The organism is Peptoniphilus obesi ph1, from assembly GCF_000311865.1.
In the GTDB taxonomy this organism is placed as follows: Bacteria; Bacillota; Clostridia; order Tissierellales; family Peptoniphilaceae; genus Peptoniphilus_E; species Peptoniphilus_E obesi.
On sequence record NZ_HE978580.1, the window covers coordinates 22,971 to 45,599 of the forward strand.

The window sequence follows — 22,629 nt, forward strand, 5'->3', positions numbered from 1 at the left end:
AGCACTTTCTCTTTTTAATAAAATTGGCCGTAATCCCCATCAACAATCTTAACTTGAACGTTAGTTAATTGGTTGCCATAAATGTTTGAATATTCTTTGTATCCTGTAATCCTTAAATAATCATATTTGTTTAAAATACTATTTGAAGAAAATACATATTCTTCACCTTTTTTCATGCTTGAAGATCTTCCAGGATTAACTATTTCTATAGTATATTCATGTTCTCTTTGACCAAAATTATATAGTGTTCTTGTATCAATAACTTTAGCTATAGCATCAAATCTTTGACTAGAATCAACTTCTATAAACTCTGTAACATCATTACCTCTAAGAGAGATCTTTCCTGTTAAACCTACTAAATCTCTTTCGTTTATTTGAGATAGACGAAGGTTATTGAATCTTTGAGTTCTAAAAATAGTTTGATCAGTTATATAATAAACATTTCTTCCATTATTTGTTTTAAAACTTATTTCCCCAATTCTTCCATCATTTCTTTTTGAAACATACATACTGGCATTTTCAATTTTACCATAGTTATCTTGTTTTTGGTCTCCAATTGATGTTACAAATTTATAGTTTAGAGAAAGCGTAACATTTTGACCAGTTTTTAAATCTTTAAATAAAGAATTATTAAACCATGGGTCATTTTGATTTGAGTTGCCATAGAAAGTATAGTTTTTATTATCAGAAAGCTTGATTGTTATTTTTTCTCTTGTATTTGCTGATGTTGCACTAGAAACGCTTGTAATAGTACCACTTACACTTGTAGATTTTGGATAAACTTGAGCTTCTTTAATTATATTATTTTTATCAGCTTTAAATTCTACAATATCATCTACATATAGGTCACTAAGCTTTATTAATTGACCATATTTATAGATTTTAGAGTTTGAGTCAGTCTTGAATGTTTCAGTTTTATTTGTAGTAAATCTAGAATCTTTTGAAAGGTCTACATCCTTATTGCTTGAATAGTTTAAAGTAACTGAACCATTAGAAACTCCTCTTACATAAGCTATTAAATCAACTTTTGAATTAGTAATTTCAATAGTTTTAGCTAAACCTTCTGCAGTCTTATCTGAAAGTGTAGCATAAGTTATTTTTAATTCTTGGTCTGGTTTAATATCTGAGAATTTAAGGCTTGTTTCACCTTGTTTATAAATAGTAGATGAGTTAACCCTAAATTGATATCTCTTGTTATTTGATTCAACAATTATTGTATCTTGATTATTAATATTTGTTGAAAGGATAACAGTTGCTGTCATTGTTTTAGTTTCTGTGTTTAGACCTTCTGCCTTGCTATAATCATAAGAAAGCTTAGTGATTTTCGCCATTTCACTTCTTCTTATATGGCGTTCTCCTTCAAATTTTCCATCAGATCCAGTTGATGAGAAGATGCCAGCCTTAACTAATGAAGCTAAATATCCTTTAGTAGAAGCTGGAATTTTATCCTTATCATCATGTCTTAAATAAGATTGATCTCCATTTGCAGGTAGTTTTAAAGCTCTTGCAAAATAAACTGAAATTGTATTTCTATCAGGAAATACTGGATTATCTGGATTTATAAATCCTTTTTGTTTAGCCTCTTTTACTGTATCAAGAGTGATTATGTCTCTTTCAATTGCTAGTGCAACTGATTCTTTAGACCATGAAGCTACTCCTATTTTAGTAAGGTCATCTCCATATTTTTCCACTGCTTTATTTACTTCATCTTGTGGTGCATTAATAACACCTTTTAATAATTTTAAAGTTTCTTCAAAGCTAACTGCTCTGTCTGGTTCAAAGTTACCATTTGGGTATCCATCGATAACACCCTTATCACTTAGTTCATCAATATAACTATATGACCAACCATAAGGGCCATTTTTAGTTACGTCTTTAAATTCTTTAGCAAACACTGAGTTTGATAATAAAATTGTTGCGCATAAAGATACGCCCAGTGCTTTTTTGAAATTTTTTCTAATCATATTTACCTCCTATTCGATAAATCATAAAAAAATATTCTTGGATTTCATTATATCATAGTTAGAAAACTAAAATTATTACAAGTATATTGCAATGATTCCATAAATATTAAATTTTATTTAAAATTATCAAGCCAAGCTATGAGTACTTTTAAATACTTCTTTCTTTCATCAATAAATGGCATATGTCTCGAATATTGAAAAAGTTCCCATTTTGAATTTTCTATATTATCAAAAAGAATTTTTGAAATATAAGGAGATGATAAATCCATAGATCCTGATGTTATAAGGCTTGGGACTTTTATTTCAGATAGTCTATCTGTGTAGTCAAAACCTGATAAAGTTCCTGTTGGCATAAATTCATTTTGTCCCCAGGATTTTATATAGGCAATTCTTCCTGCATTTTTATTTCTTCTTAAGCATTCTGGATCGCTTTCTTTTGGACTTGATGCAGAATATTTTTCCATAAATTCATCTACAACTTCCTTATATAAAGGATTGTCATAGTCATCATTTTCTTCTGCTTTTTTTATTATTTCTTGTTTTTCTTTTTCCATGTAAGAAATGCGTCTGTATTGTTCCTCTTTCCATAATTTTGCACTTGATAAGGTTGAGGATAAGATTAAAGATTCGAGTCCTCTTGGTTTTCTATCTATGCAATAAGAAAGAGTAAGCATTCCTCCCCATGATTGTCCAAGAATATGAAGATTTTCTAAGTTTAATTTTTCTCTTAAATTTTCTAATTCTTGAGTCCAAAATTCTTGATTAAAATTAGAAGAGTCTAATTCCATGCTAGATTTGCCACAACCAATTTGGTCATACATAACTAGTGGTCTATCAAGCTCTTCTGCTATTTCATCAAAAACTTCAAAATAATTATGAGTAGATCCTGGTCCGCCATGTAAAAAAAGAAGTGGATATTTTTTAGCTTGTGGATTTGTTATTCTGTAATAAGTTTTGTAATTTTTAAAATCAATATATCCTTCTTGTATTCTCATATTCCCTCCTATAATTATTTATTATAAATATATTAATAATAATTATCAAATAATATTTATTTCTTAAGTATTTTTAATAATTTAATTATAAACAAATGAGGTATAATAATAGAAAAGGAGGTATATTATGAGATATTTACCTATGAGCTACAATACAAAAGATAAAAATGCTTTGGTTCTTGGAGGAGGTCTTCTTGCCCTATCAAGAATTAAAAAACTTTTAGATACTGAATTTAAAATATATATAATTGCAGCGAGTTTTGTAGATGAGATTAAAAAACTTAGTGAAGATTATCCAGAAAAGGTGTTTATTAAAGAAACTGAACTCAAAGAAAACTTTATGTTCTTTAGTTATGATTATGTTTTAATTGCGACAAATGATTTTAATTTAAATTTAGCCTTTGAAGAAAGGTGTAAAAATTCCAATATCAGCTATGAAAGAGTCGATATTTTATCAGATTCTGAGCTTATAATGAATGAAGTTATTGAAAAAAATAATATAAAGATTGGTCTAGATACTCACAAGTTAAATCCTAGTCTTGTTGAGATTATAAAATCTGATATAGAGAAATTTTTAGATAAATATTCAAAAGAAAAGTTTGATATTCTTGATGATATAAGACGAGAATTAGTTAGAAAAAATACATCTAACATAGACAAAATTATCAAAGATTTATATTTTAACGAAAAGATTTCTTTAGATACTTATTTAGAAGATTTAAAAAATAATAAAATCAAAGAAGATGAAAAAGATCTTGAAGATTTTATAGATGATGTGGATGAAAATGAAGACTCTTCTGAAAACTCTGAAAAAAAAGAAGATCCTAAAGATGATGAGGTAATTTCAGATGAAGAATAAAAAATTATATAATATGATTTTTCCCCTATGGGCCATTCCAATTTTTCCATTCTTTTGGTTTATAGTTATTCCCTTAAATTTTATTATTGACTCAATTGTTTTAATTCTTGGTTTGAAATTTATAAAAATTGAGGACTGGAAAAACATTTATAAAAAATCTATATTTTTCGTCGTTGCTTTTGGTTTTTTAAGCGATATAATCAGTGGCTTATTGCTTTATATAGTTGGAACTAAACTTGAAGATATAAATTATGATATTTTTAGTCATATAGCCTATGATCCAATTAATAATATTTATTCTTTTTCAGTAGTTTTAATAGCTGTTATTATAGCTTTTATCTTGATTTACTTTTTTAATAAAAATATTTCATTTAAAAATAGTAAATCAATAACTTTAGAAGAAAAAAAGAAATTATCTTTAATCTTAGCTATCTTTACCACTCCCTACATATACTTGTTTAGCTTAGAATTTGTTAATAATGTTTTACCTATATTTTATTAGATAAAAAAAAGAACTCACATTACATGAGTTCTTTTTGTTTATCCTAAATTAATCATTTTTCATGTTTCTGATATTTCTTAATATCATTTTTTGTTCAACGGATGCAACCATTCTTCTTGTGTATTCAACTGTATCTGGGTTAACACTCATAGAAGTTACACCACATTCAACAAGGTATTCTGCAAGTTCTGGATATTGGCTAGGTCCTTGTCCACAAATTGAACAAGTAATTCCTTTTTTATTACAAGCATCAATTAAAATCTTTAATGCTCTTTTTACTGGTTCATTTCTTTCATCGAAATATCCCATATTATTTAATATTCCAGAATCTCTATCTGCACCCATAACAAGTTGAGTTAAGTCGTTTGATCCGATTGAGAATCCATCAACAAGTTCTGCAAATTCTTCAGCTTGGAATACTACAGCTGGAACTTCAGCCATGATCCAAATCTTGAAGTTTTTATCTTGTTTTAAACCTTCACTTGCCATGATTTCTTTTACTTCTTTAAGTTCTTCAACAGTTCTTACAAATGGAAGCATAGCGATTACGTTTGTAAGTCCGTATTCTTCTCTAACTTTTAGCATTGCCTTACATTCTAGTCTAAATCCTTCTTCGTATTCAGGTGATATATATCTAGAAACACCTCTCCAACCGATCATTGGGTTTGCTTCTATTGGTTCAACTTCGTCTCCACCTTTAAGTCCTCTAAATTCATTAGTTCTAAAGTCAGACATTCTAACTACACAATTTTTAGGATAAATAGCTTGAGCTACTTTTGAAATACCTTCAGCTAGTTTATCAATCATGAAATCGCCTTGACCATTTTTTGCAAGATACATTGGGTGAGCACCGATCATATTTGTAAATATAAATTCAGTTCTCATAAGGCCAATTCCATCCATTGGAAGGTCTTTATATCTATCAATTAAATCTGGTTCTCCAAGGTTCATGTAGATTTTTGTTGCAGTTGTTGGTGCAACAATATTTCTTAGTTGGTTAAACATATCTTCGCTGAAGTTTCCACCAGCTTGTCCTTGATCTTCTTTTTTCTTTTTATCGTTTAAAACATTGCCTTGATATACAATTCCTCTAGTAGCATCAACTGTTACAAATTCTTTTGCTTTTAGTACTTTTGTCGCATTTTTTGCACCAACTATACATGGTATTTGTAATTCACGAGAAACTATTGCAGCGTGACATGTTCTACCACCTTCGTCTGTTACAACTCCTGCTGCTTTTTTCATAGCTGGTACCATGTCTGGGTTAGTCATTTCTGTAACAAGTATATCGCCATCTTCTACTAGGTTTATTTCTGATATATCTTTTATTAGTTTTACTTTACCTCTACCAATTCCTGGTGAAGCTGGTAGACCTTTACATAAGGCATTTAACACTTCTGATTCTTCCTCTTCTTCATCATCTTTTATTGTTGTTATTGGTCTTGATTGTAAGAAATAAAATTCTTTTGTATCTTTATCAAATGCCCATTCTGTATCTTGAATACTTCCATAAAGTTCTTCAACCTTAAGTCCTCTTTCGATTAGAGTTTCGATTTCTTTATCTGTTAGACATTCTTTTTCTACAAATTCTTTACCTAATTCATCTGCAACATTAACTTGTTCTGTTCCGATTCCGTCTTCTTTTTTAATTACCATAAAGTTTTTAGTTGCAATATTTTTTTCTACAATTTCTTTAGTTTTTTTGTTTATTATATATTCATCAGGTGTAACTATTCCAGAAACAACAGCTTCTCCAAGTCCCCAACTTGCGTTTATCATCATTTCGTTCTTATCGCCAGAAACTGGGTTAGCAGTAAACATTACTCCTGATTTTTCAGAATTTACCATTTTTTGAACAACAACTGAAAGCGCTACATCAAAGTGATCAAAATTTTGTTTTTCTCTGTAATAAATTGCTCTAGAAGTCCATAAAGATGCAAAACATTTCTTAACATGAAGTAGTAATTCTTCTTCACCTCTTATATGTAGGTAAGTTTCTTGTTGTCCTGCAAAGGATGCATCTGGTAAATCTTCTGCAGTAGCAGATGATCTTACAGCAACTTCAGGATCTTTAAGTCCTATTTCTTCAGAAAACTCTCTATAAGCTCTTAGAATTTCTTCATTTAACTGATCAAAAAATTCGCTTTCTACGATTTTGTCTTGGATAGCTTTTGAAGCTTCAAATAGTGAATCTACATCTTCAACATCAACTGATGACATTAAAAATTTAACAGCTTCATTTAGTTGAGCATATTCTATAAATTCTTCGTATGCATGTGAAGTTACACAAAATCCTGGTGGAACTGGAAGACTAAGCTTAGTTAATTCTCCTAAGTTTGCTCCTTTACCGCCTACCATAGATACATCATTTTTTGATATTTCATTAAACCATTTAATATAAGTATATTCAGACATGTTATCCTCCTTTAATTTCAAAACCATTATAACATATTTAATCAGTATGTCATACTATTTTTATATAATTTTTTGAGTTCTGCTATTGAAAGTGTAGAGATGGCTAATTTATCAACCTTTAACTCATCTAAAATTTTATAAAATTCTTCTTTATTTTCAAATTCTACCTCTATAAATGGGTCGGGATAAGTATTTTTATCCCAAGAGTCAAAATCAAATCTCATATTTTTATAAAGATATGACCTTCTTTTCTTATATCCGGTATCATATATATCGTAATCTAGTGACTTAAATATATTTATTAAATCATCTGGATTATCGATTATGCTTGTATATTCAATATTTTCTCTTACAGATTCATCACTTATATGTTTTTTAAAGGTTAGATATATTATTTCTTTTTTATTTATTAAATCTTTTGTTTTTCTAATTCTAAGGTATCCTCCCTTTTTACTATCAATGGGATGATGACTGCTATTAATCCTGATGTTTTCTTGTTCTTCATCAGCTATTAATTCTGCTCCAAGAGATTTTAACCTTTCTTCAATAAGTTCATTATCTAATCCTAGTAGCTTTACTTCTATTTCTCTTTCCATTATATTTCTATCTCCTGTAATTTAAAGTCAACATAATCTGATGATACGCACTTATATAAAACATCACCTATTATTCCTTCTTTAACAAATTTATGTCCATCACTATGAAGGTGTCCATAAATGCACATATCAAAATTTGATTCTGTTAAGGTATTTGAAAAGTCATTTACTTGCCCAGATTGGTTAAAAGGTGGATAGTGAATCATGGCTATCTTTTTCTTACCATTTTGAGCAGACTCTATTGAATTTTTTAATCTTTGTATTTCCCTATTGTAAATTTTCTCATCATCTTCAGTAAAGCAAAGTGAATCTCTTGGTATCCAGCCTCTTGTTCCACAGATTTCAACGTCTTGATAAGAAAAACTATTATTGTGAAGAAAGTGGATTTTTTTAAACCCACAAGAGTTCAGCTTGTTCATAGATGACCACCAATAGTCATGATTTCCTTTTGAAATCACTTTTTTGCCGGGTAAATCATTTATAGTTTTTAAATCAATAAGCGCATCTGTTAATTTTAATCCCCAGCTAATATCTCCTACTAAAAGAACTAAATCATCTTCTTTTACATTTTCTTCCCAACTTGATATTATTTTTTCCTTATGATTAATCCAATTTGATCCAAAAATATCCATTGGTTTGTCACCTATAGGATCAAAATGTAAATCGCCAATTGCCCAAATCATATATTCTCCATATCAATTAACTTATAATCTATTTTTTCTCTATCCAGTATATTCTTTTCCCTATTTGTTGCAGAAAAGATAAGTATTTGTCTTTTCATACTTGCTAAAAATTTTAAAGTGGACTGCATCCTTTCATCATCATATTGTAAAAAATGATCATCCAATATTAGTGGCGCTTCTGTAGATATAAGCTCACTTATAGAAAGTCTTAAGGCTAAATAAATCTGATCTATGCTTCCGCTACTAAGGCTATCTAAGTCCACATAAATATTAGAATTGCTATCATAAACTTTAATATTAAAATCTTCATCTATGCTGAGTTTTTTATATTTATTATCTGTAATATTCTCTACAAAATAATTCATCTTTTCTATAATTTTAGGAAATATATCCTGACTATTTTCTTGCAAAAGATTTGATATTATCTCAGTCGCTTCTTTGATTGCTTTTTTATCTTTTAATTTTTTCTTAAGACTTTTTTCTAGTTTTGATTTTTCTTCTAATAAATTTATATAGTCTTTAAATTTTGCATCCTTGTATTTTAATTCTTCTTCTAGCTTTGCTCTTTGAATTTTTAATTGTCCCAGATCTTTTTCTAGATCATTTTTATTATATTCTTCCAAGTTGAGTTTATGATCTAAGTCTTTGATATCTCTATCTTTTAAGATTATATTTGCCTGATTTTCAAGGATTTTTATTTTTGCAATATAGTCTGAATAGTTTTCATTTTCTTTAAATCTAGATCTTATTTCTTCAAAATCCCTTACAGAGTTTGTCTTATAAATATTTTCTAATTCCATCTTTATATTTTCCATGGCATTTTTAATCTGTTCAAGTTTTAATGAAGATTTTTCTAAATTTTCTGTCTCTATTTCTCTTATATATGCTTCTTTAGATTTTTCGTCGCTTAAAATTTCTATCTTGTCTTGCAAGTCTATAAAATTATCCGCTCCATATTTTTTATACAAGACTTCTAGCAGGTCATCTATTTTCCTTTTCTCTTTTGTTTTGTCAAATGATTTTTTCCTGTAGTCTGAAATCCTATCATTTAATCTCTTAAATAAATCTTTTTGAACCCTAATCTTTCTGATTCTTAAAAGAATATATAAGACTAAAAAAGGAATACCTATAATTAAATAATATAAGTTATTATTTATTGCAAAATAAAGACTTACTCCTATAAAAATAAGAGAAACAGCTATTGCAAATATATATAAATAAGTCTTATCTTTTACTTGTCTAAGCTCGCTATATAAGATTTCAGATTCCTTGGAATAATTAATTGCATTTAGGTCATTTAACCTACTGTTAATTTTTCTGATATTTTCCTTATCTTTATTGATCTCATCTAGTAAGTCAAGGTCATCATCGCTTGTTTTTTTATCGACAGACTTTGCTATTTCTTCATATTGACTTTCTAATGATAAGTAATTTTTTTCTAACTCAATTGCCCTTTGAAAATTATCAGGGTCAATTATTTTCATTTCTTTTAATTTATTTTTGATATTATCTAGCTCAGAATTAATTTCTTTTATCTTATTAAAATCTTCTTGCTCACTAAGTTTTTTGTAAAAATCTAAGTCCGTCTCAGCATTTTTTATTTCTCTATTTATTTCTTTTAATTTAAATCTTGATTCAGCAACTTGTTTATCTATGGATTCTAATTCTAATAATTTTTTGTCTATATTATCAATTTTTTCGCTTAAACTTCCTATTTCAGACTTAGACCTGCTAATTTTGCCAAGATTATCAGCTTGTAAATTTAAAATCTCAATGGCCTTTTTGCCATCAAGATCTTTATCATTTGCAAGGACAAAGTTTTCTATCTTATCTCTTAAATATTGAGTGTGGTCTTGATTGATGCGTGTTTTTAATTGTCTAATTAAAAAACTGCTTTTAAAAACATCGCTGGACATATCAAAAAAAATAACACCTGGTTGAGCAACTCTTGAATATATAAAGTTTCTAGGATCATCAGATAAGTCTTTGTGTTTACTTAAGTTTAAAATACTGACTTTATCATCTTTAAAATCTCTTTCAATCCTATAATCTTCTTGCTCGTATTCTATTTCGAGACTTCCCCTATAATTGTCACTGTTCCATGGTCTATATTTTTCATATTCATCAAAGTAGAGTCTTCTTTTTAAAGAATTTTTTGAAAATCCATAAAATATTCCCTCAATAAAGGCAGTTAAAGTTGTTTTCCCGCTCTCATTATTACCTAAAATTAGGTTAATTCCATCATCTAGTGAAATATTTTTTTTATTAAATTTTCCAAATGAAAATATATTTATCTTTTTAATTTTCATCTCTAGCCTCCATCAAAGCCCTGAGACCATATTTTAAAACTTTTTCATCAGAAGATGCCGCTGCTATAAATTTACCTAGCAGGTTATTTTTATTTTCTGAATAAATTTTTTCTATATCAATATTTTCTTCTGTCTTATCAATTATTTCTATATAGTAGTAGGATAAATTATCTTCCAAGTATTTAATTAAATAAGCAGAATCTCTGTAATTCCCGTAAATATATATCCTGTTAAAGTCTTCTTCTTGCCCTTGTAATTTTTTAATGATTAAATCTTTTATTTCGTAAATACTTTGATCACTGGTGATTTCTATCCTATTATTTATATATTTTCTCAAACTATTAGTGATATACTTTATTTCAAAATCTTTATTTTCATCAAGATTTAATTCTATAAATCCATGTTCATCCAAATCTTTAAAGCTTAAAGGCTCAGGAGATCCAGAATAATATGCCCTATCTGTAATTTTTTGTCTTAAGTGAATGTGGCCAAGAGCTATATAATCAAATTCTAAATTTTCTAATTCATCTTTTGAGATATAATATTTTTCTCCAGAAATTGTGCTAACATGTAGCAACAAAATATTTATATAGCTTGGGTCTAATTTATAATCTAGTTTTGCAGTAAAATCATATTTACTTTTCCAAGACTGCCCATAAACTCTTAAATTTAATCTATCTATTTGGAAAAAATCTTGATTATCAAAAATGTGAATATTTTTATTAAAATCTGTATTTAAAATTGGTGAATTTTCATCTATATAGTCGTGGTTTCCTGCAATTATAAAAACTTCTGTCTTTGTTAGAGAATTAAGTAAAAGTTTAAATCGATTTAAATCAGCATTTGTGAAATAATCTCTCTCATAAATATCTCCAGACAAAAGTAAAACATCTATATTATTCTTTTCAATATAACTTATATTATTTTCAAAACTTTTCCATAGCTCTTCTTTTCTCGAGTTAGCAAAATCTACATCGTATAAGCCCTTATAAAATTTTCCTAAATGCAAGTCTGTCATGTGTACAATTTTCATAAAATCACCATATTAATTATAACATATCAAATTCAAAAAAAATAAGAGATGATAACATCTCTCATTTATATTATTAGTTTTTGAACTGCCTTAAATTCATCTGTTCCAGAAATTGAATTTAAATCAAACATAATACTTTCAACATTAGTTATTACTGCTCCCATTTGGTCCATTTGATCTAATCCATTTTTGTGGTTAAATTTATCTCTTGATCCAACGGCATCTGCAGCAACATAAACTTGATATCCATCTGCTAATAAATCTCTAACTGTCAACATAACGCAGATATGAGTTTCTGATCCAACAACTACAATTTGTTTTTTGTGGCTAGAATTTATTCTGTCTCTAAAGTCTTGGTTTAACATGCAAGAAAATTCAGTCTTAGCTATCTCATCAGTCTTTAATATTTCTAATAAATTAGAATTAGTATGACCTAATCCCTTTGGGTATTGAACTGTTACAAGTCTTTCTATATCCATTATGTCTGCCATTCTAGCCATGATATTAGCTCTTTCTAATAGCTCATCCCTATTATGAATAGCTTTTAAAAGTTTATCTTGAATATCAATAAATAAAAATATTGTGTTCTCTCTTTCTAATTTGAAATTTTTCATTTAGCCTCCCATTTTATTTCTTTTATATCAATATCATTCATAAGTTTTTTGATTTCTGCCATATTTACATCCCTAAATTTTGTGTAATTTTCAATTATATAGGATGCTACGGCAATTTTTATGCTAGTTTTAATGTCATAAGACCTATTTATAGAAAATGCCATGGCTGCTAACATAAGATTTGGATTAAATTTAGTAATTGTCTTGTCTAAATCAGAAAAATCTATCCTAAATATACTAGACTTATTTATAAATAAAGATCCAAGCTCTGAATTAATAATCAAAGATCCTATCCCCTTATTTAATAAAATACTAGCTGCTTTTAAAGTTTCATCTTGAGTTTTTATTATAAGTTTAGTGTAATCTTCTAAATCACTTTTATTAATTATTAATAGGTATGGTTTAGAATTTTTGATTTTATCAAGATCATCGCAGGCAACTATGACTCTAGTATTATTTTTATAGCATAAATCTATAAAACTATTATATCCAATTTCGTCTAAATCTTCGTCTAAACAAGATAAGGCCACAACAGACTTATCTTGTATTTCTTCACTATACAAGCTATAAAATTTTTCAGCTTCTTCTAAAGTTTTAAGATTTTTCTTGCTTTTTAAGCTTGTGACTAAATTAATAGACTTAATCAAGACTAATTCTTCATTGTTATCTTTTAATTTTACATACTTAAAATCTTCAAACTGCTTGTCCAGCTCTTCTTTGATTAATTTTCCATTGACTCCGCCAAGGCAGGTCAAAAGTTCCGCCTTTTCTCCTAAATTATTTAGAAAAATTAAAGAGTCTATTCCATTCCCAGAGGCATATATCCTGCTTTCTGTAAATTCATTAAGTTGGTGAGCCCTAAAATTTAATGACTTGTACGACCTAACTATTTTAGGATTAAAATCACAAAATAAAATCATATAAACCTCCTAAGCTAATTCTTCAATCTTCTTTTTAATCTTATCAGTTATCTTATCTAGCTTTTCTTGGGACTTTTCTTCTAACTTATCATTTGCATAAATATAAAATTTAATTTTTGGCTCGGTGCCAGACGGTCTAACAGCAAACCAAGAATCATTATTTAGATGGAAAATTAAAAGGTTAGTTGCTGGAAGCCCCTTATAGCCTTCTTTATAGTCTATTTTTTCTTTGACATCAAGACCTAGATCTTTTCCTATATCTTCATTTCTAAAATATGAAATAATTTTTTCAATATGTTTTTTACCAGCAATTCCTTCAAATTTAAAATTTAGTAAATTTTCTTTATAATAGCCATATTTTTCATAAATTTCATCTAGTAAATCGACAAGTGTCATTGATTTTTTCTTGTAGTAGGCTGCCATTTCACAAATTATCATTGATGAAACGACCGCATCCTTATCTCTGACATAATCTCCAAAAACATAGCCAATAGATTCTTCATAGCCAAATAAAAATTTATTATCTTTATCTTCATCCCAAATATTTGCATAATTACAAATATTTTTAAAGCCTGTCAAACTTTCAAAGCATTTTACAGAAAAATCATCAGCAATTATTTTTCCTAAATTTCCAGTAACTACTGATTTTACTATCGCATCTTTGGGATTCAATTTACTTTTTTCTTTTAGCTGAGACAAAATATAGTAAATCATCATGGCTCCAATTTGATTGCCATTAAAAGATTTATATTCGCCATTTTTATCTTTTGCCATAAAAGAAACCCTGTCGCAATCTGGATCAGTTGCAAGAATTAAATCTCCATCGTATTTTTTCCCATATTCTAAACCATATTTAAAAGCTTCAATAAATTCAGGATTCGGATAATCAATTGTAGTAAAATATGGATCTGCTATCGCCTGGTCTTCAACAAGGATTATATTATTAAATCCTCTTTTACTTAAAATATTTCTTACTGGAATATTTCCAGTTCCATGAAGAGGCGTGTAGACAATTTTTATATCCTTATCCAAATCTTTATCATTTATTGCCATCGATAAAGTTTCTTTATAATAAGAATATTCTAAGTCCTTTGAAATATATTCTATTAAATTCTCATCAATTGCTTTTTCAAAGTCCATAATTTTGATATCATCAAATTTTAATTTAGTGTTTTCTTTAGAAACTTGATCTGCTACATCTTCTAAAATTTGAGAACCCTTGTCCCAATATAATTTATATCCATTATAATCTTTTGGATTGTGAGAAGCTGTTATCATCACTCCTGCGTTGGCAGAAAGATACCTAACTGCATAAGATAACATCGGGGTTGGTTTTATATCCTTGTATAAATAAACTTTGATACCATTTGCAGCAAAAACTGATGCAGTAACTTTTGTAAATTCATCCGAAAATAATCTATTATCTCTTGAAATTGCAACAGACTTATTTTTTTCTTCTTTCTTATTTAAGATATTTGAAATTGCCTGGCTAACCTTGGCTACAAGATAAATATTCATCCTATTTGTTCCGGCACCAATTTTACCTCTTAAACCAGCAGTTCCAAATTCTAAATATTTATAAAATCTATCTTTTAATTCTTCTTGGTCATTTATTTTTCTGATTTCATCTTTATAATCTTCAGTAATTATTTTTGAGTCTAGCCACTCATTTATTTTTTCTTTATAATCCATTGACTTCCTCCAATACCTACTTATATGATACCAAATTAACAATTATTTATTTAAAATAAATAAAAAAAAGAAAAGCAAAAAACTTTTCTTTAAAATTTATTTATTATTTTTTGAAATTAAAATTATTACCAAAGTCAAAACTGCTATTAAAACAATTGTACCACCCGGTTTTAGTCCAAGATAAAAGGAAATAAACAAACCTGCCATGGTGAAAAATAAACCAAATACTGATGAAAGCACAACAGTTTTAAAATAACCAAACTTAAATCTCATAGCGCAAGCAACCGGTATTACCATCAAAGATGAAATAATAAGTATACCAATAATTCTTGCTGAGATTGAAATTGTAATAGCTATTAAAATCATAAAAATTGTATTTATAAGATTTACATTTATGCCAGAAATCCTAGCAGACACTTCATCAAAGCATATGCTCATAAGCTCTCTGTATAAATAGACAAAGGTTAAAAATACAAAAATAGATAAGATTATTATTAAGATAAATTCAAAATTACTAATCGCAAGTATAGATCCAAATAAATAAGATTCAAAATTAGCAGCAGTCTTTACAAAACCTGACATCAAAGAAGCAAGACCGATACCAGTCGACATAATTATTGCAGTTGATATTTCTTGATAACTAGGAAATTTATTTCTTATAAATTCCAAAAATAAAACAGCAATAACACAAACAAAAATCGAAACTATGGTCGGTGAAACTCCAGCAACTAATCCTATCATTATTCCTGAAAGAGAAACGTGCGATAAAGCATCTCCAACAAGTGATATTTTTTTATTTACAACAACAACCCCAATAAAAGGAATTATTATTGACAATAGCAAGCCGACGATTAAGGCCTTATTCATAAATGTATATTGAAAAATTTCCATTACTCATCCCTTACTATTTGACCATTATCTAAAATAACTTTTCTAGAAATATATTGGTCTACATCTCTTAACTCATGGGTAACTATTAAAATGCTAATCTTATGAAATTTATTAATGTGGTTTAATAATTCATAAATTGATTTTTTTGCATCTTTATCCACACCATTTGTTGGTTCATCTAAAATAATAAAATCAGGACGAGAGACAAGAGCTTTGGCAATCAAAACTCTTTGTCTTTGTCCACCAGATAAGTCTTGAAAAAGCTTATCTTTATAATCTTGCATGCCCACTTGTTTAAGTGAGTTATAAATTCTTTCTTTTATAGTTGGATTAATTCTTTTAAAACCCTTAAGGTCTTTGTAAAGTGATAAGGAAACAAGTTCAGAGCAAGTAATTGGAAAATTATAAGATGATCCTGGATTTATTTGAGGAACATATCCTATATTTAAATCTTTATCCTCAAAAATTACCTGACCCTCACTTGGGATTTCTTGTCCTAATATCAACTTTATAAGACTAGTTTTCCCAGACCCATTTGATCCAAGTAGGGCTAAAAATTCGCCCTTATACATATTAAAGTTAATATTATCAAAAAGCTTTTCTTTCCTATATCCAAAGCTTAAGTTCTTAATGCTAAAAAGAATTTCATCCACTATTTCAATGCACCTACTAATTTTTCTAAATTACTCTTCATTATTGAAAAATAATCCATATTATTATCTACTTCTTCTTGAGATAGTCCTTCTAAAGGATTTAGATATTCTGTCTTTGCACCAGTTTGACTTGAGATTGAATCAGCTACTTTTGTGTCTATCAATTCTTCTGTAAATATTGTGCTAATATTTTCATTCTTTACCAAATCAATAATTTCTGCAATTGTTTTTGAATCTGGTTCGCTTTCTTCAAATATTCCTTGGATTCCCTTTTGTTGAAGTCCATATTCTTTACATAAATATCCATAGGCTTCATGAGAAACTACAATTGTAGAATTTTTAAGACCAGCTAACTCAGTTCTATAAAGACTATCTAATTCTTCAAGTTTTTCTTTTGATGCTTCAAAGTTTGCTTCATAAAAGTCTTTATTTTCAGGATCTTGTGCTACAAATGCATCGCATATATTTCTTAATTGAATTATAGCGTTTTTAGGATCTAGCCAAACATGTGGATCATATTTCCCATGGTGATGGTGGTGATGTTCATGTTCGTGTTCATGATTTTCTGCTTGCTTGTTGTGATTATCATGATTATGACTATCTGCTTCATGATTGTGTTCATTTGCTTCATGATTGTGATTATCATGGTTGTGATTTTCATGTTCATGATCTTCGTCTTCATGTTCATGTTCATGTTCGTGATCATGGTCATGATCTAATTCAATTAAATCTAAGTTTTTACTTGTATCAACCTTTACAAGGTCTTTATTATCAAGCGCACTTGTAATATCATCTAACCAATATTCAAGACCAACCCCGTTATAGACTAACATATCTGCTTTTTCTAATTTTAGCATGTCATTTTGTCCTGGTTCCCAGTCGTGAAGGCTTTGTCCTGTTGGAATTAAAAGTTCTACATCAGCTTTATCTCCAGCTATCATTTTTGTAAATTCATAAACTGGATATATTGTTGTATAGACTTTAGGCTTTCCAGAATCTTCTGCACTTTCTTTTTGTGTACATCCTGTTAATGCTAATGCAAATACTAGCATTAAAACTAAAGTTATTTTTGTAAATTTTTTCATTTTTTCCTCCTGATTAATTAATTTTCATCTAGTTACATATTCTACAACACTCTTATCAGGAAAAAAATTGAAATTTAATTCATATGAAACAAGCTTCATACTTCAATTATTTTATAGTTTTTTCTTTTACTTCTTTATTTAACTTTTCAATAAAGTCTTCTACTGATACATCTTTAATTTCTTCGCCATCTCTTGCTCTAACAACTAATTTATTAGAATCAACTTCTTGTTGTCCAACTACAAGCATGTAGTTAATTTTCTTTAATTGAGCTTGTCTAATCTTATAACCAACTTTTTCAGCTCTATCATCTAAGTTAACTCTAAATCCAGCATCTTTAAATTTCTTTTGAAGATCTTTTGCATAATCAATGAATTTTTCAGATACAGGAATTATTTCTATTTGAACTGGAGATAACCAAAGTGGGAATTTTCCAGCAAAGTGTTCAATTAAAATACCCATAAATCTTTCAATAGATCCAAATAGGGCTCTGTGTAGCATTACTGGTCTTGCCTTTTGTCCATTTTCATCAATATAAGTTAAGTCAAAGTTTTCAGGCATTTGGAAATCTAGTTGGATAGTACCACATTGCCAAGTTCTTCCTATTGCATCTTCTAGGTGATAGTCAATCTTTGGTCCGTAGAAAGCTCCGTCACCTTCGTTGATTGTGTATTCCATTCCCTTATCTTCTAGGGCTTTTTTAAGAGCTTCTTCAGCTTGGTTCCAAGTTTCTATATCTCCCATAAAGTCATCTGGTCTAGTTGATAATTCTACTGTATATTTAAATCCAAATGTAGAATATAAATAATCAGCAAGTTCAATTATTTTAAATACTTCTTCTTCTACTTGAGAAGGTAGGCAGAAAACATGGGCATCATCTTGAGTAAATGTTCTTACTCTGAATAAACCGTGTAGAGCTCCAGAAAGTTCATGTCTATGAACTTGACCAAATTCAGATAATCTTAATGGTAAGTCTCTGTATGATTTTGGTGATGATGAATAAACAATTGTTGAACCTGGGCAGTTCATTGGTTTTATTGCATAATCTGCATCATCAATTTTTGTAAAGTACATGTTTTCTTTGTAGTGGTCCCAGTGACCTGATTTATGCCATAATTCTTCATTTAAAACTATTGGAGTAAGAATTTCTCCGTATCCCCTTTCATTTAAAACATCTCTCCACCAATTTAAAAGTTGATTTCTTAAAATCATTCCATTTGGGTGGAAGAATGGGAATCCTGGTCCTTCTTCGTGCATAGTAAATAGGTCTAGTTCTTTTCCTAATTTTCTGTGATCTCTTTTTTCAGCTTCTTCTAATCTTTCTAAGTATTCATCTAATAATTTTTTCTTTTCAAATGAAATTCCATAGATTCTTTGAAGCATTTTATTTTTTTCGTCTCCACGCCAGTAAGCACCAGCTATAGATAATAATTCTATTGCCTTAACTTTTTTAACATTATCAAGGTGTGGTCCCTTGCAAAGATCGTAGTAATCTCCTATTTTATAAATTGAAATTTCTTCGTCTTCTAATTCTTCTATTAATTCAAGTTTGTAATCTTGTTTCTTTTCTTTGAAAAAATCAATTGCTTCTTGTCTTGGCATATGAATATGTTCTACTTCATAGCCTTCTTTTACAATATTTTTCATCTCTTTTAATATCGCAGGTATGTCTTCTTGAGTAAGTTTATGGTCTAAGTCTATATCATAGTAAAATCCATTGTCTATTGCAGGTCCAATAGCAAATTTTGCATCTGGATATAGTCTTGATATTGCATATGCCATTATGTGTGAGCTTGTATGCCAAAATATTTGCTTTCCTTCTTTGTCTTCAAATTTTAAAACTTTGAAGTCTGCATCTTGGTCTACAATTTCTTTCATGCCCTTAATTTCTCCATTAACTAGTGCACCAAGTGCAACTCTAGCTAGGCCTTCTGAAATATCTTTAGTAATATCATATACAGATTTTTTTTCTTCATATTCTTTAATAGATCCGTCCGGTAATTTTATTATCATGATTTCCCTCCATAAAATAAAAACAAATAAAAAACGACCTATCGCCAAAGGACGATAGATCGTGGTTCCACCTTAATTAAACTCTAAATCTTTATCGCAGATATGCGCTTCGTTTTTGCGAAGTTCTCCAGGTTAGTTTTCAATTAAATTAATTAAAAGCACTCTCAGCCTTGTGCTTATCTCTGTATAATATCATTTAATTTACTCTTCCTATCAGAATCATTATTGTATGTATACTAGCACAATAGAAATAAATTTTCAAGCTTTAGATTTGAAAAATGCTGCCATAATCAGAAAGTTCTTTTTTATTTAATATTTTATAACTTTCATTATTGTCATCTAAAAATTTAATAATTTTTTCATAGCTTGGGTGTTTAGATAAATCCCCAAGAATTATTATTTCTCCATCTACTAAACCAGATGCACCACCTATAAAACCATAATCAAATCCAGAAAGTTTTACATGTTTATGTTCTATAAGTAGACTATTTATCTTGTCCTTAACCTTATTATAAATTCCTAAATCAGATGTTATAAGAGAGTTTTTACCAAGCAGACAAGAACATTTTGTGTAGCCTTGGCTGACATCTATAAATTCATAAGATCTCTTCTTAAAATAATCCATCACAAATTCATCCGTATATTTTAAATTGTGGACAAAATATTTATCAAAAGTAAGAAAGTTAAGAGCAATATCATTTGGATAAGCAGCCTCTAATTTTTTACTAGATTTTATAATATTAAAATCCTTGAGTAAATCTTTGTAGTAGGAATGATTTTCCCTATCGACAATTATGTCCCTATCTTCTAACTTCCTAATAAGCATGTCTGGGTGGCTATTTATTCTCTCGTCAAGATCTTCATTTTCTTTGGTTAAAATATATGAATCTAATTTGCTAAGTTCTTCTAAAAAGTAATTATCTATTTTTTTATCTAAAACAAGCATATTATCACTTTCTATTAATTTCATACATAATTATAGAACCTGCCACTCCAACATTTAAAGATTCTAAATTTTCTGATATTGGTATATAAATATTTCTATCAGATATTGACATAAGATAGTCTGAAACTCCATTGGCTTCATTGCCAAGAACTAATATAAAATCATCTGAAAAGTCATAATTATATGACGGATTTTTAAAATTCAAGCTTGTTGTTATAATTTCAAATTTTTTATCCTTTAATTTTTCTAAATCTTCTTTTTTATCTAACAAGTAGATTTTAATTTTAAAGATTGAAGCCATGGTAGATCTTATAAGTTTTGGATTATAAATTTCTACACTGTCGCTTGAAAAAATTATCCCGTCTAAGTTAAATGCTATGGCTGATCTTATTAAAGTTCCTATATTGCCAGGGTCTTGTAACTGATCTAGGTATAAATATTTTCCTTTTTCTATGTTACCTATTCCGCTTATATGAAGTTGCTTATAATATCCTATAATACCTTGAGAATTTAAGGTATCGGTTAAATTTTTAAATAATTTTTCTGAAAAATAGTAAATTTCACAAGCATTTTCTGTGAGTTTTTTGATCAAGTCTTTATCGTCAAAATTTTCGCTTAGAGCTATAAATTCTGGCTTTACAAAATCTAGAGATTCCTCTATTACCTTTACACCTTCTGCGAAAAATAATTTTTCTTTTTCTCTAAATTTTTTATTTAGTAAAGATTTTAAAAATTTATATTTTTTATTTGTCTTGCTTTCTATTACACTATCAACTTTCATATTTATTAAACTTATCTTTCATGGCTTTTATAAATTCTCGATTTGTCTTGTACTTATTTATATTATCAAGAAGTGTTTCTGTTACTTCGTGACTTGATTCTTGATTCATTGCCCTTCTAACTGCCCAAGCAAAATTTAACTCATCTTTATCTAGCAAGTATTCTTCTTTTCTAGTTCCAGATTTATAGATATCTATGGCTGGGAAAATTCTTCTTTCGGACAATTTCCTATCTAAATGAACTTCCATATTTCCTGTTCCCTTAAATTCTTCAAAAATTATATCGTCCATCCTTGAACCTGTTTCAATTAAAGTTGTTGCAAGTATTGTTAAAGATCCACCTTCTTCAATGTTTCTTGCTGCTCCGAAAAATCTTTTTGGTTTGTGTAAAGATAAAGGATCTAGACCTCCTGATAGGGTTTTACCACTTGGTGGAGTAACAAGATTATAGGCTCTTGCAAGTCTTGTAAGCGAATCAAGAAGAATTACTACATCATATTTATTTTCAACAAGCCTTTTTGCTCTTTCAATAGCATTTTCTGCAACCCTAATATGGTTTTTAGCCTGTTCATCAAAGGTTGAATAAACAACTTCCCCATCGACAGATCTAATCATATCTGTTACTTCTTCCGGTCTTTCATCTATTAAAACTACCATAAGTTTTACTTCTGGATAATTTGTTGAAATTGATTTTGCTATCTTTTTTAATAGGGTTGTCTTGCCACTTTTTGGTTGAGATACAATCATCCCTCTTTGACCCTTGCCAATAGGCGAAATAAGATCAATCAAACGCATGGCTGTGTCGTTGGAAGTATTTTCTAAAATTAATTTTTGTTTTGGATAAATTGGTATGAGTTTTTCAAAATGTGGTCTGTTGATTGAAAGACTAGGGTCAAGTCCATTTACAGATTTTATATAGATTAAGGCATTGTAACTTTCGTTTGCTTTTGATGGTCTAACTACTCCTGTAACTTCATCGCCATTTCTTAGTCTAAATTTTCTAATTTGTGATGGTGATACATAAATATCTCCTTCACTAGGTTGATAGTTATGGATCCTCAAAAATCCATAACCATCTTGGTGAAGGTCTAATATTCCTCCGACATAATTTATGCTGTCCATATCTTCTATGATTTCTGTAGCATTGTCAGAGAGATCTTCTATATTTATTTCTTCCTTATCTGATGAATGATCTTCTAAAATATCTTCTTTTTTGTCCATCTCATCCATCATCAAGTCTATATCTTGGATATTTAGAATCTCATCAATAAGTTGATTTTTATTAAATTTATATGATTTTTTTATGTCTAAACTATCAGCAATTTCTCTTAGCTTGGCAAGATTCATTTTTAATAATTTTTTTCTATTATCATTGCCATCATCTTTATCAAGTTCAATTTGATTTTCTAATATTTTTTCAATAATTTCAGACTTTTTATATTTATAAGCCTGGTCTATTCCTTGATTTTTAGCAATTTCTCTTAACTCGGTTAGACTATTATCTTGTAATTCTTTTTCTGTGTAACTAGTAACTAAAGGCTCCTCGCCATCAGTTATATATTTATAATAATCTCCCCTATTAAGTGATGCATGATCTTTTAAACCCATTGATACTGCTATAGTTTTTAATTCATCTAGTGATTTATTTTGCAAGACATCATCATTTTTATTTTTATTGCGAT

General features: G+C 28.7%; 19 protein-coding genes. 2 read left to right on the forward strand and 17 right to left on the reverse strand.

Features of this window, described 5'->3' with window-relative positions:
• Positions 1 to 14: 14 nt before the first annotated feature.
• Positions 15 to 1,964 carry an S-layer homology domain-containing protein gene (locus tag HGPB_RS08395; RefSeq protein ID WP_019131641.1) on the reverse strand — a complete coding sequence of 650 codons (1,950 nt, stop codon included), beginning with the start codon at positions 1,962 to 1,964 and terminating at the stop codon, positions 15 to 17.
• A 113-nt stretch (positions 1,965 to 2,077) separates the two neighbouring features.
• On the reverse strand, positions 2,078 to 2,959 hold the full coding sequence (gene pepI, locus HGPB_RS00095; RefSeq protein ID WP_019131642.1) for a proline iminopeptidase: 882 nt from the start codon (positions 2,957 to 2,959) through the stop codon (positions 2,078 to 2,080).
• Positions 2,960 to 3,086: 127 nt separating this feature from the next.
• Between pepI and HGPB_RS00100 the strand changes: the two genes are divergently transcribed.
• On the forward strand, positions 3,087 to 3,818 hold the full coding sequence (locus tag HGPB_RS00100; RefSeq protein ID WP_019131643.1) for an NAD(P)-dependent oxidoreductase: 732 nt from the start codon (positions 3,087 to 3,089) through the stop codon (positions 3,816 to 3,818).
• A complete protein-coding gene (locus tag HGPB_RS00105) occupies positions 3,808 to 4,320 on the forward strand; it encodes a hypothetical protein (RefSeq protein ID WP_019131644.1) in 513 nt (170 codons plus the stop codon). Before HGPB_RS00100 ends, HGPB_RS00105 begins: the two co-directional genes overlap by 11 nt.
• Before the next feature lie 48 nt (positions 4,321 to 4,368).
• Here the strand turns inward: HGPB_RS00105 and ppsA are convergent, their stop codons facing one another.
• From ppsA to rho, 15 genes are all read right to left on the reverse strand, one after another.
• Positions 4,369 to 6,735 carry a phosphoenolpyruvate synthase gene (ppsA, locus tag HGPB_RS00110; RefSeq protein ID WP_019131645.1) on the reverse strand — a complete coding sequence of 789 codons (2,367 nt, stop codon included), beginning with the start codon at positions 6,733 to 6,735 and terminating at the stop codon, positions 4,369 to 4,371.
• Positions 6,736 to 6,776: 41 nt separating this feature from the next.
• Positions 6,777 to 7,331, reverse strand: coding sequence for a class IV adenylate cyclase (locus HGPB_RS00115; RefSeq protein ID WP_019131646.1), 555 nt, complete (start codon positions 7,329 to 7,331; stop codon positions 6,777 to 6,779).
• Complete coding sequence (locus HGPB_RS00120; protein WP_019131647.1) at positions 7,331 to 8,014, reverse strand: metallophosphoesterase; 684 nt, start codon at positions 8,012 to 8,014, stop codon at positions 7,331 to 7,333. The genes HGPB_RS00115 and HGPB_RS00120 overlap by 1 nt, the downstream gene beginning before the upstream one ends.
• Positions 8,011 to 10,323: an ATP-binding protein gene (locus HGPB_RS00125; protein WP_019131648.1), complete on the reverse strand. Its 2,313-nt coding sequence runs from the start codon at positions 10,321 to 10,323 to the stop codon at positions 8,011 to 8,013. The genes HGPB_RS00120 and HGPB_RS00125 overlap by 4 nt, the downstream gene beginning before the upstream one ends.
• Positions 10,313 to 11,356 carry a metallophosphoesterase family protein gene (locus HGPB_RS00130; RefSeq protein WP_019131649.1) on the reverse strand — a complete coding sequence of 348 codons (1,044 nt, stop codon included), beginning with the start codon at positions 11,354 to 11,356 and terminating at the stop codon, positions 10,313 to 10,315. The genes HGPB_RS00125 and HGPB_RS00130 overlap by 11 nt, the downstream gene beginning before the upstream one ends.
• Before the next feature lie 65 nt (positions 11,357 to 11,421).
• Positions 11,422 to 11,970, reverse strand: a complete 549-nt coding sequence (locus HGPB_RS00135; RefSeq protein WP_019131650.1) for an isochorismatase family protein — start codon at positions 11,968 to 11,970, stop codon at positions 11,422 to 11,424.
• On the reverse strand, positions 11,967 to 12,890 hold the full coding sequence (locus HGPB_RS00140) for a PfkB family carbohydrate kinase (RefSeq protein ID WP_019131651.1): 924 nt from the start codon (positions 12,888 to 12,890) through the stop codon (positions 11,967 to 11,969). Before HGPB_RS00140 ends, HGPB_RS00135 begins: the two co-directional genes overlap by 4 nt.
• 9 nt (positions 12,891 to 12,899) lie before the next feature.
• Entirely contained in the window at positions 12,900 to 14,582 is a 1,683-nt protein-coding gene (locus HGPB_RS00145; protein WP_019131652.1) for a phospho-sugar mutase, read from the reverse strand.
• A gap of 96 nt (positions 14,583 to 14,678) precedes the next feature.
• The gene (locus HGPB_RS00150; RefSeq protein WP_019131653.1) at positions 14,679 to 15,473 is read right to left on the reverse strand and encodes a metal ABC transporter permease; all 795 of its coding nucleotides are present in this window, start codon (positions 15,471 to 15,473) and stop codon (positions 14,679 to 14,681) included.
• Positions 15,473 to 16,126, reverse strand: a complete 654-nt coding sequence (locus tag HGPB_RS00155; RefSeq protein ID WP_019131654.1) for a metal ABC transporter ATP-binding protein — start codon at positions 16,124 to 16,126, stop codon at positions 15,473 to 15,475. The genes HGPB_RS00150 and HGPB_RS00155 overlap by 1 nt, the downstream gene beginning before the upstream one ends.
• Positions 16,126 to 17,211, reverse strand: a complete 1,086-nt coding sequence (locus HGPB_RS00160) for a metal ABC transporter substrate-binding protein (protein ID WP_019131655.1) — start codon at positions 17,209 to 17,211, stop codon at positions 16,126 to 16,128. The genes HGPB_RS00155 and HGPB_RS00160 overlap by 1 nt, the downstream gene beginning before the upstream one ends.
• A gap of 106 nt (positions 17,212 to 17,317) precedes the next feature.
• Positions 17,318 to 19,222: a threonine--tRNA ligase gene (gene thrS, locus HGPB_RS00165; protein WP_019131656.1), complete on the reverse strand. Its 1,905-nt coding sequence runs from the start codon at positions 19,220 to 19,222 to the stop codon at positions 17,318 to 17,320.
• Between the two features lie 265 nt (positions 19,223 to 19,487).
• Complete coding sequence (locus HGPB_RS00170; protein ID WP_019131657.1) at positions 19,488 to 20,192, reverse strand: DUF6873 family GME fold protein; 705 nt, start codon at positions 20,190 to 20,192, stop codon at positions 19,488 to 19,490.
• Complete coding sequence (locus HGPB_RS00175) at positions 20,173 to 20,949, reverse strand: TrmH family RNA methyltransferase (RefSeq protein WP_019131658.1); 777 nt, start codon at positions 20,947 to 20,949, stop codon at positions 20,173 to 20,175. The genes HGPB_RS00170 and HGPB_RS00175 overlap by 20 nt, the downstream gene beginning before the upstream one ends.
• The gene (rho, locus tag HGPB_RS00180; protein ID WP_081578459.1) at positions 20,939 to 22,555 is read right to left on the reverse strand and encodes a transcription termination factor Rho; all 1,617 of its coding nucleotides are present in this window, start codon (positions 22,553 to 22,555) and stop codon (positions 20,939 to 20,941) included. The genes HGPB_RS00175 and rho overlap by 11 nt, the downstream gene beginning before the upstream one ends.
• Positions 22,556 to 22,629 lie beyond the last annotated feature (74 nt).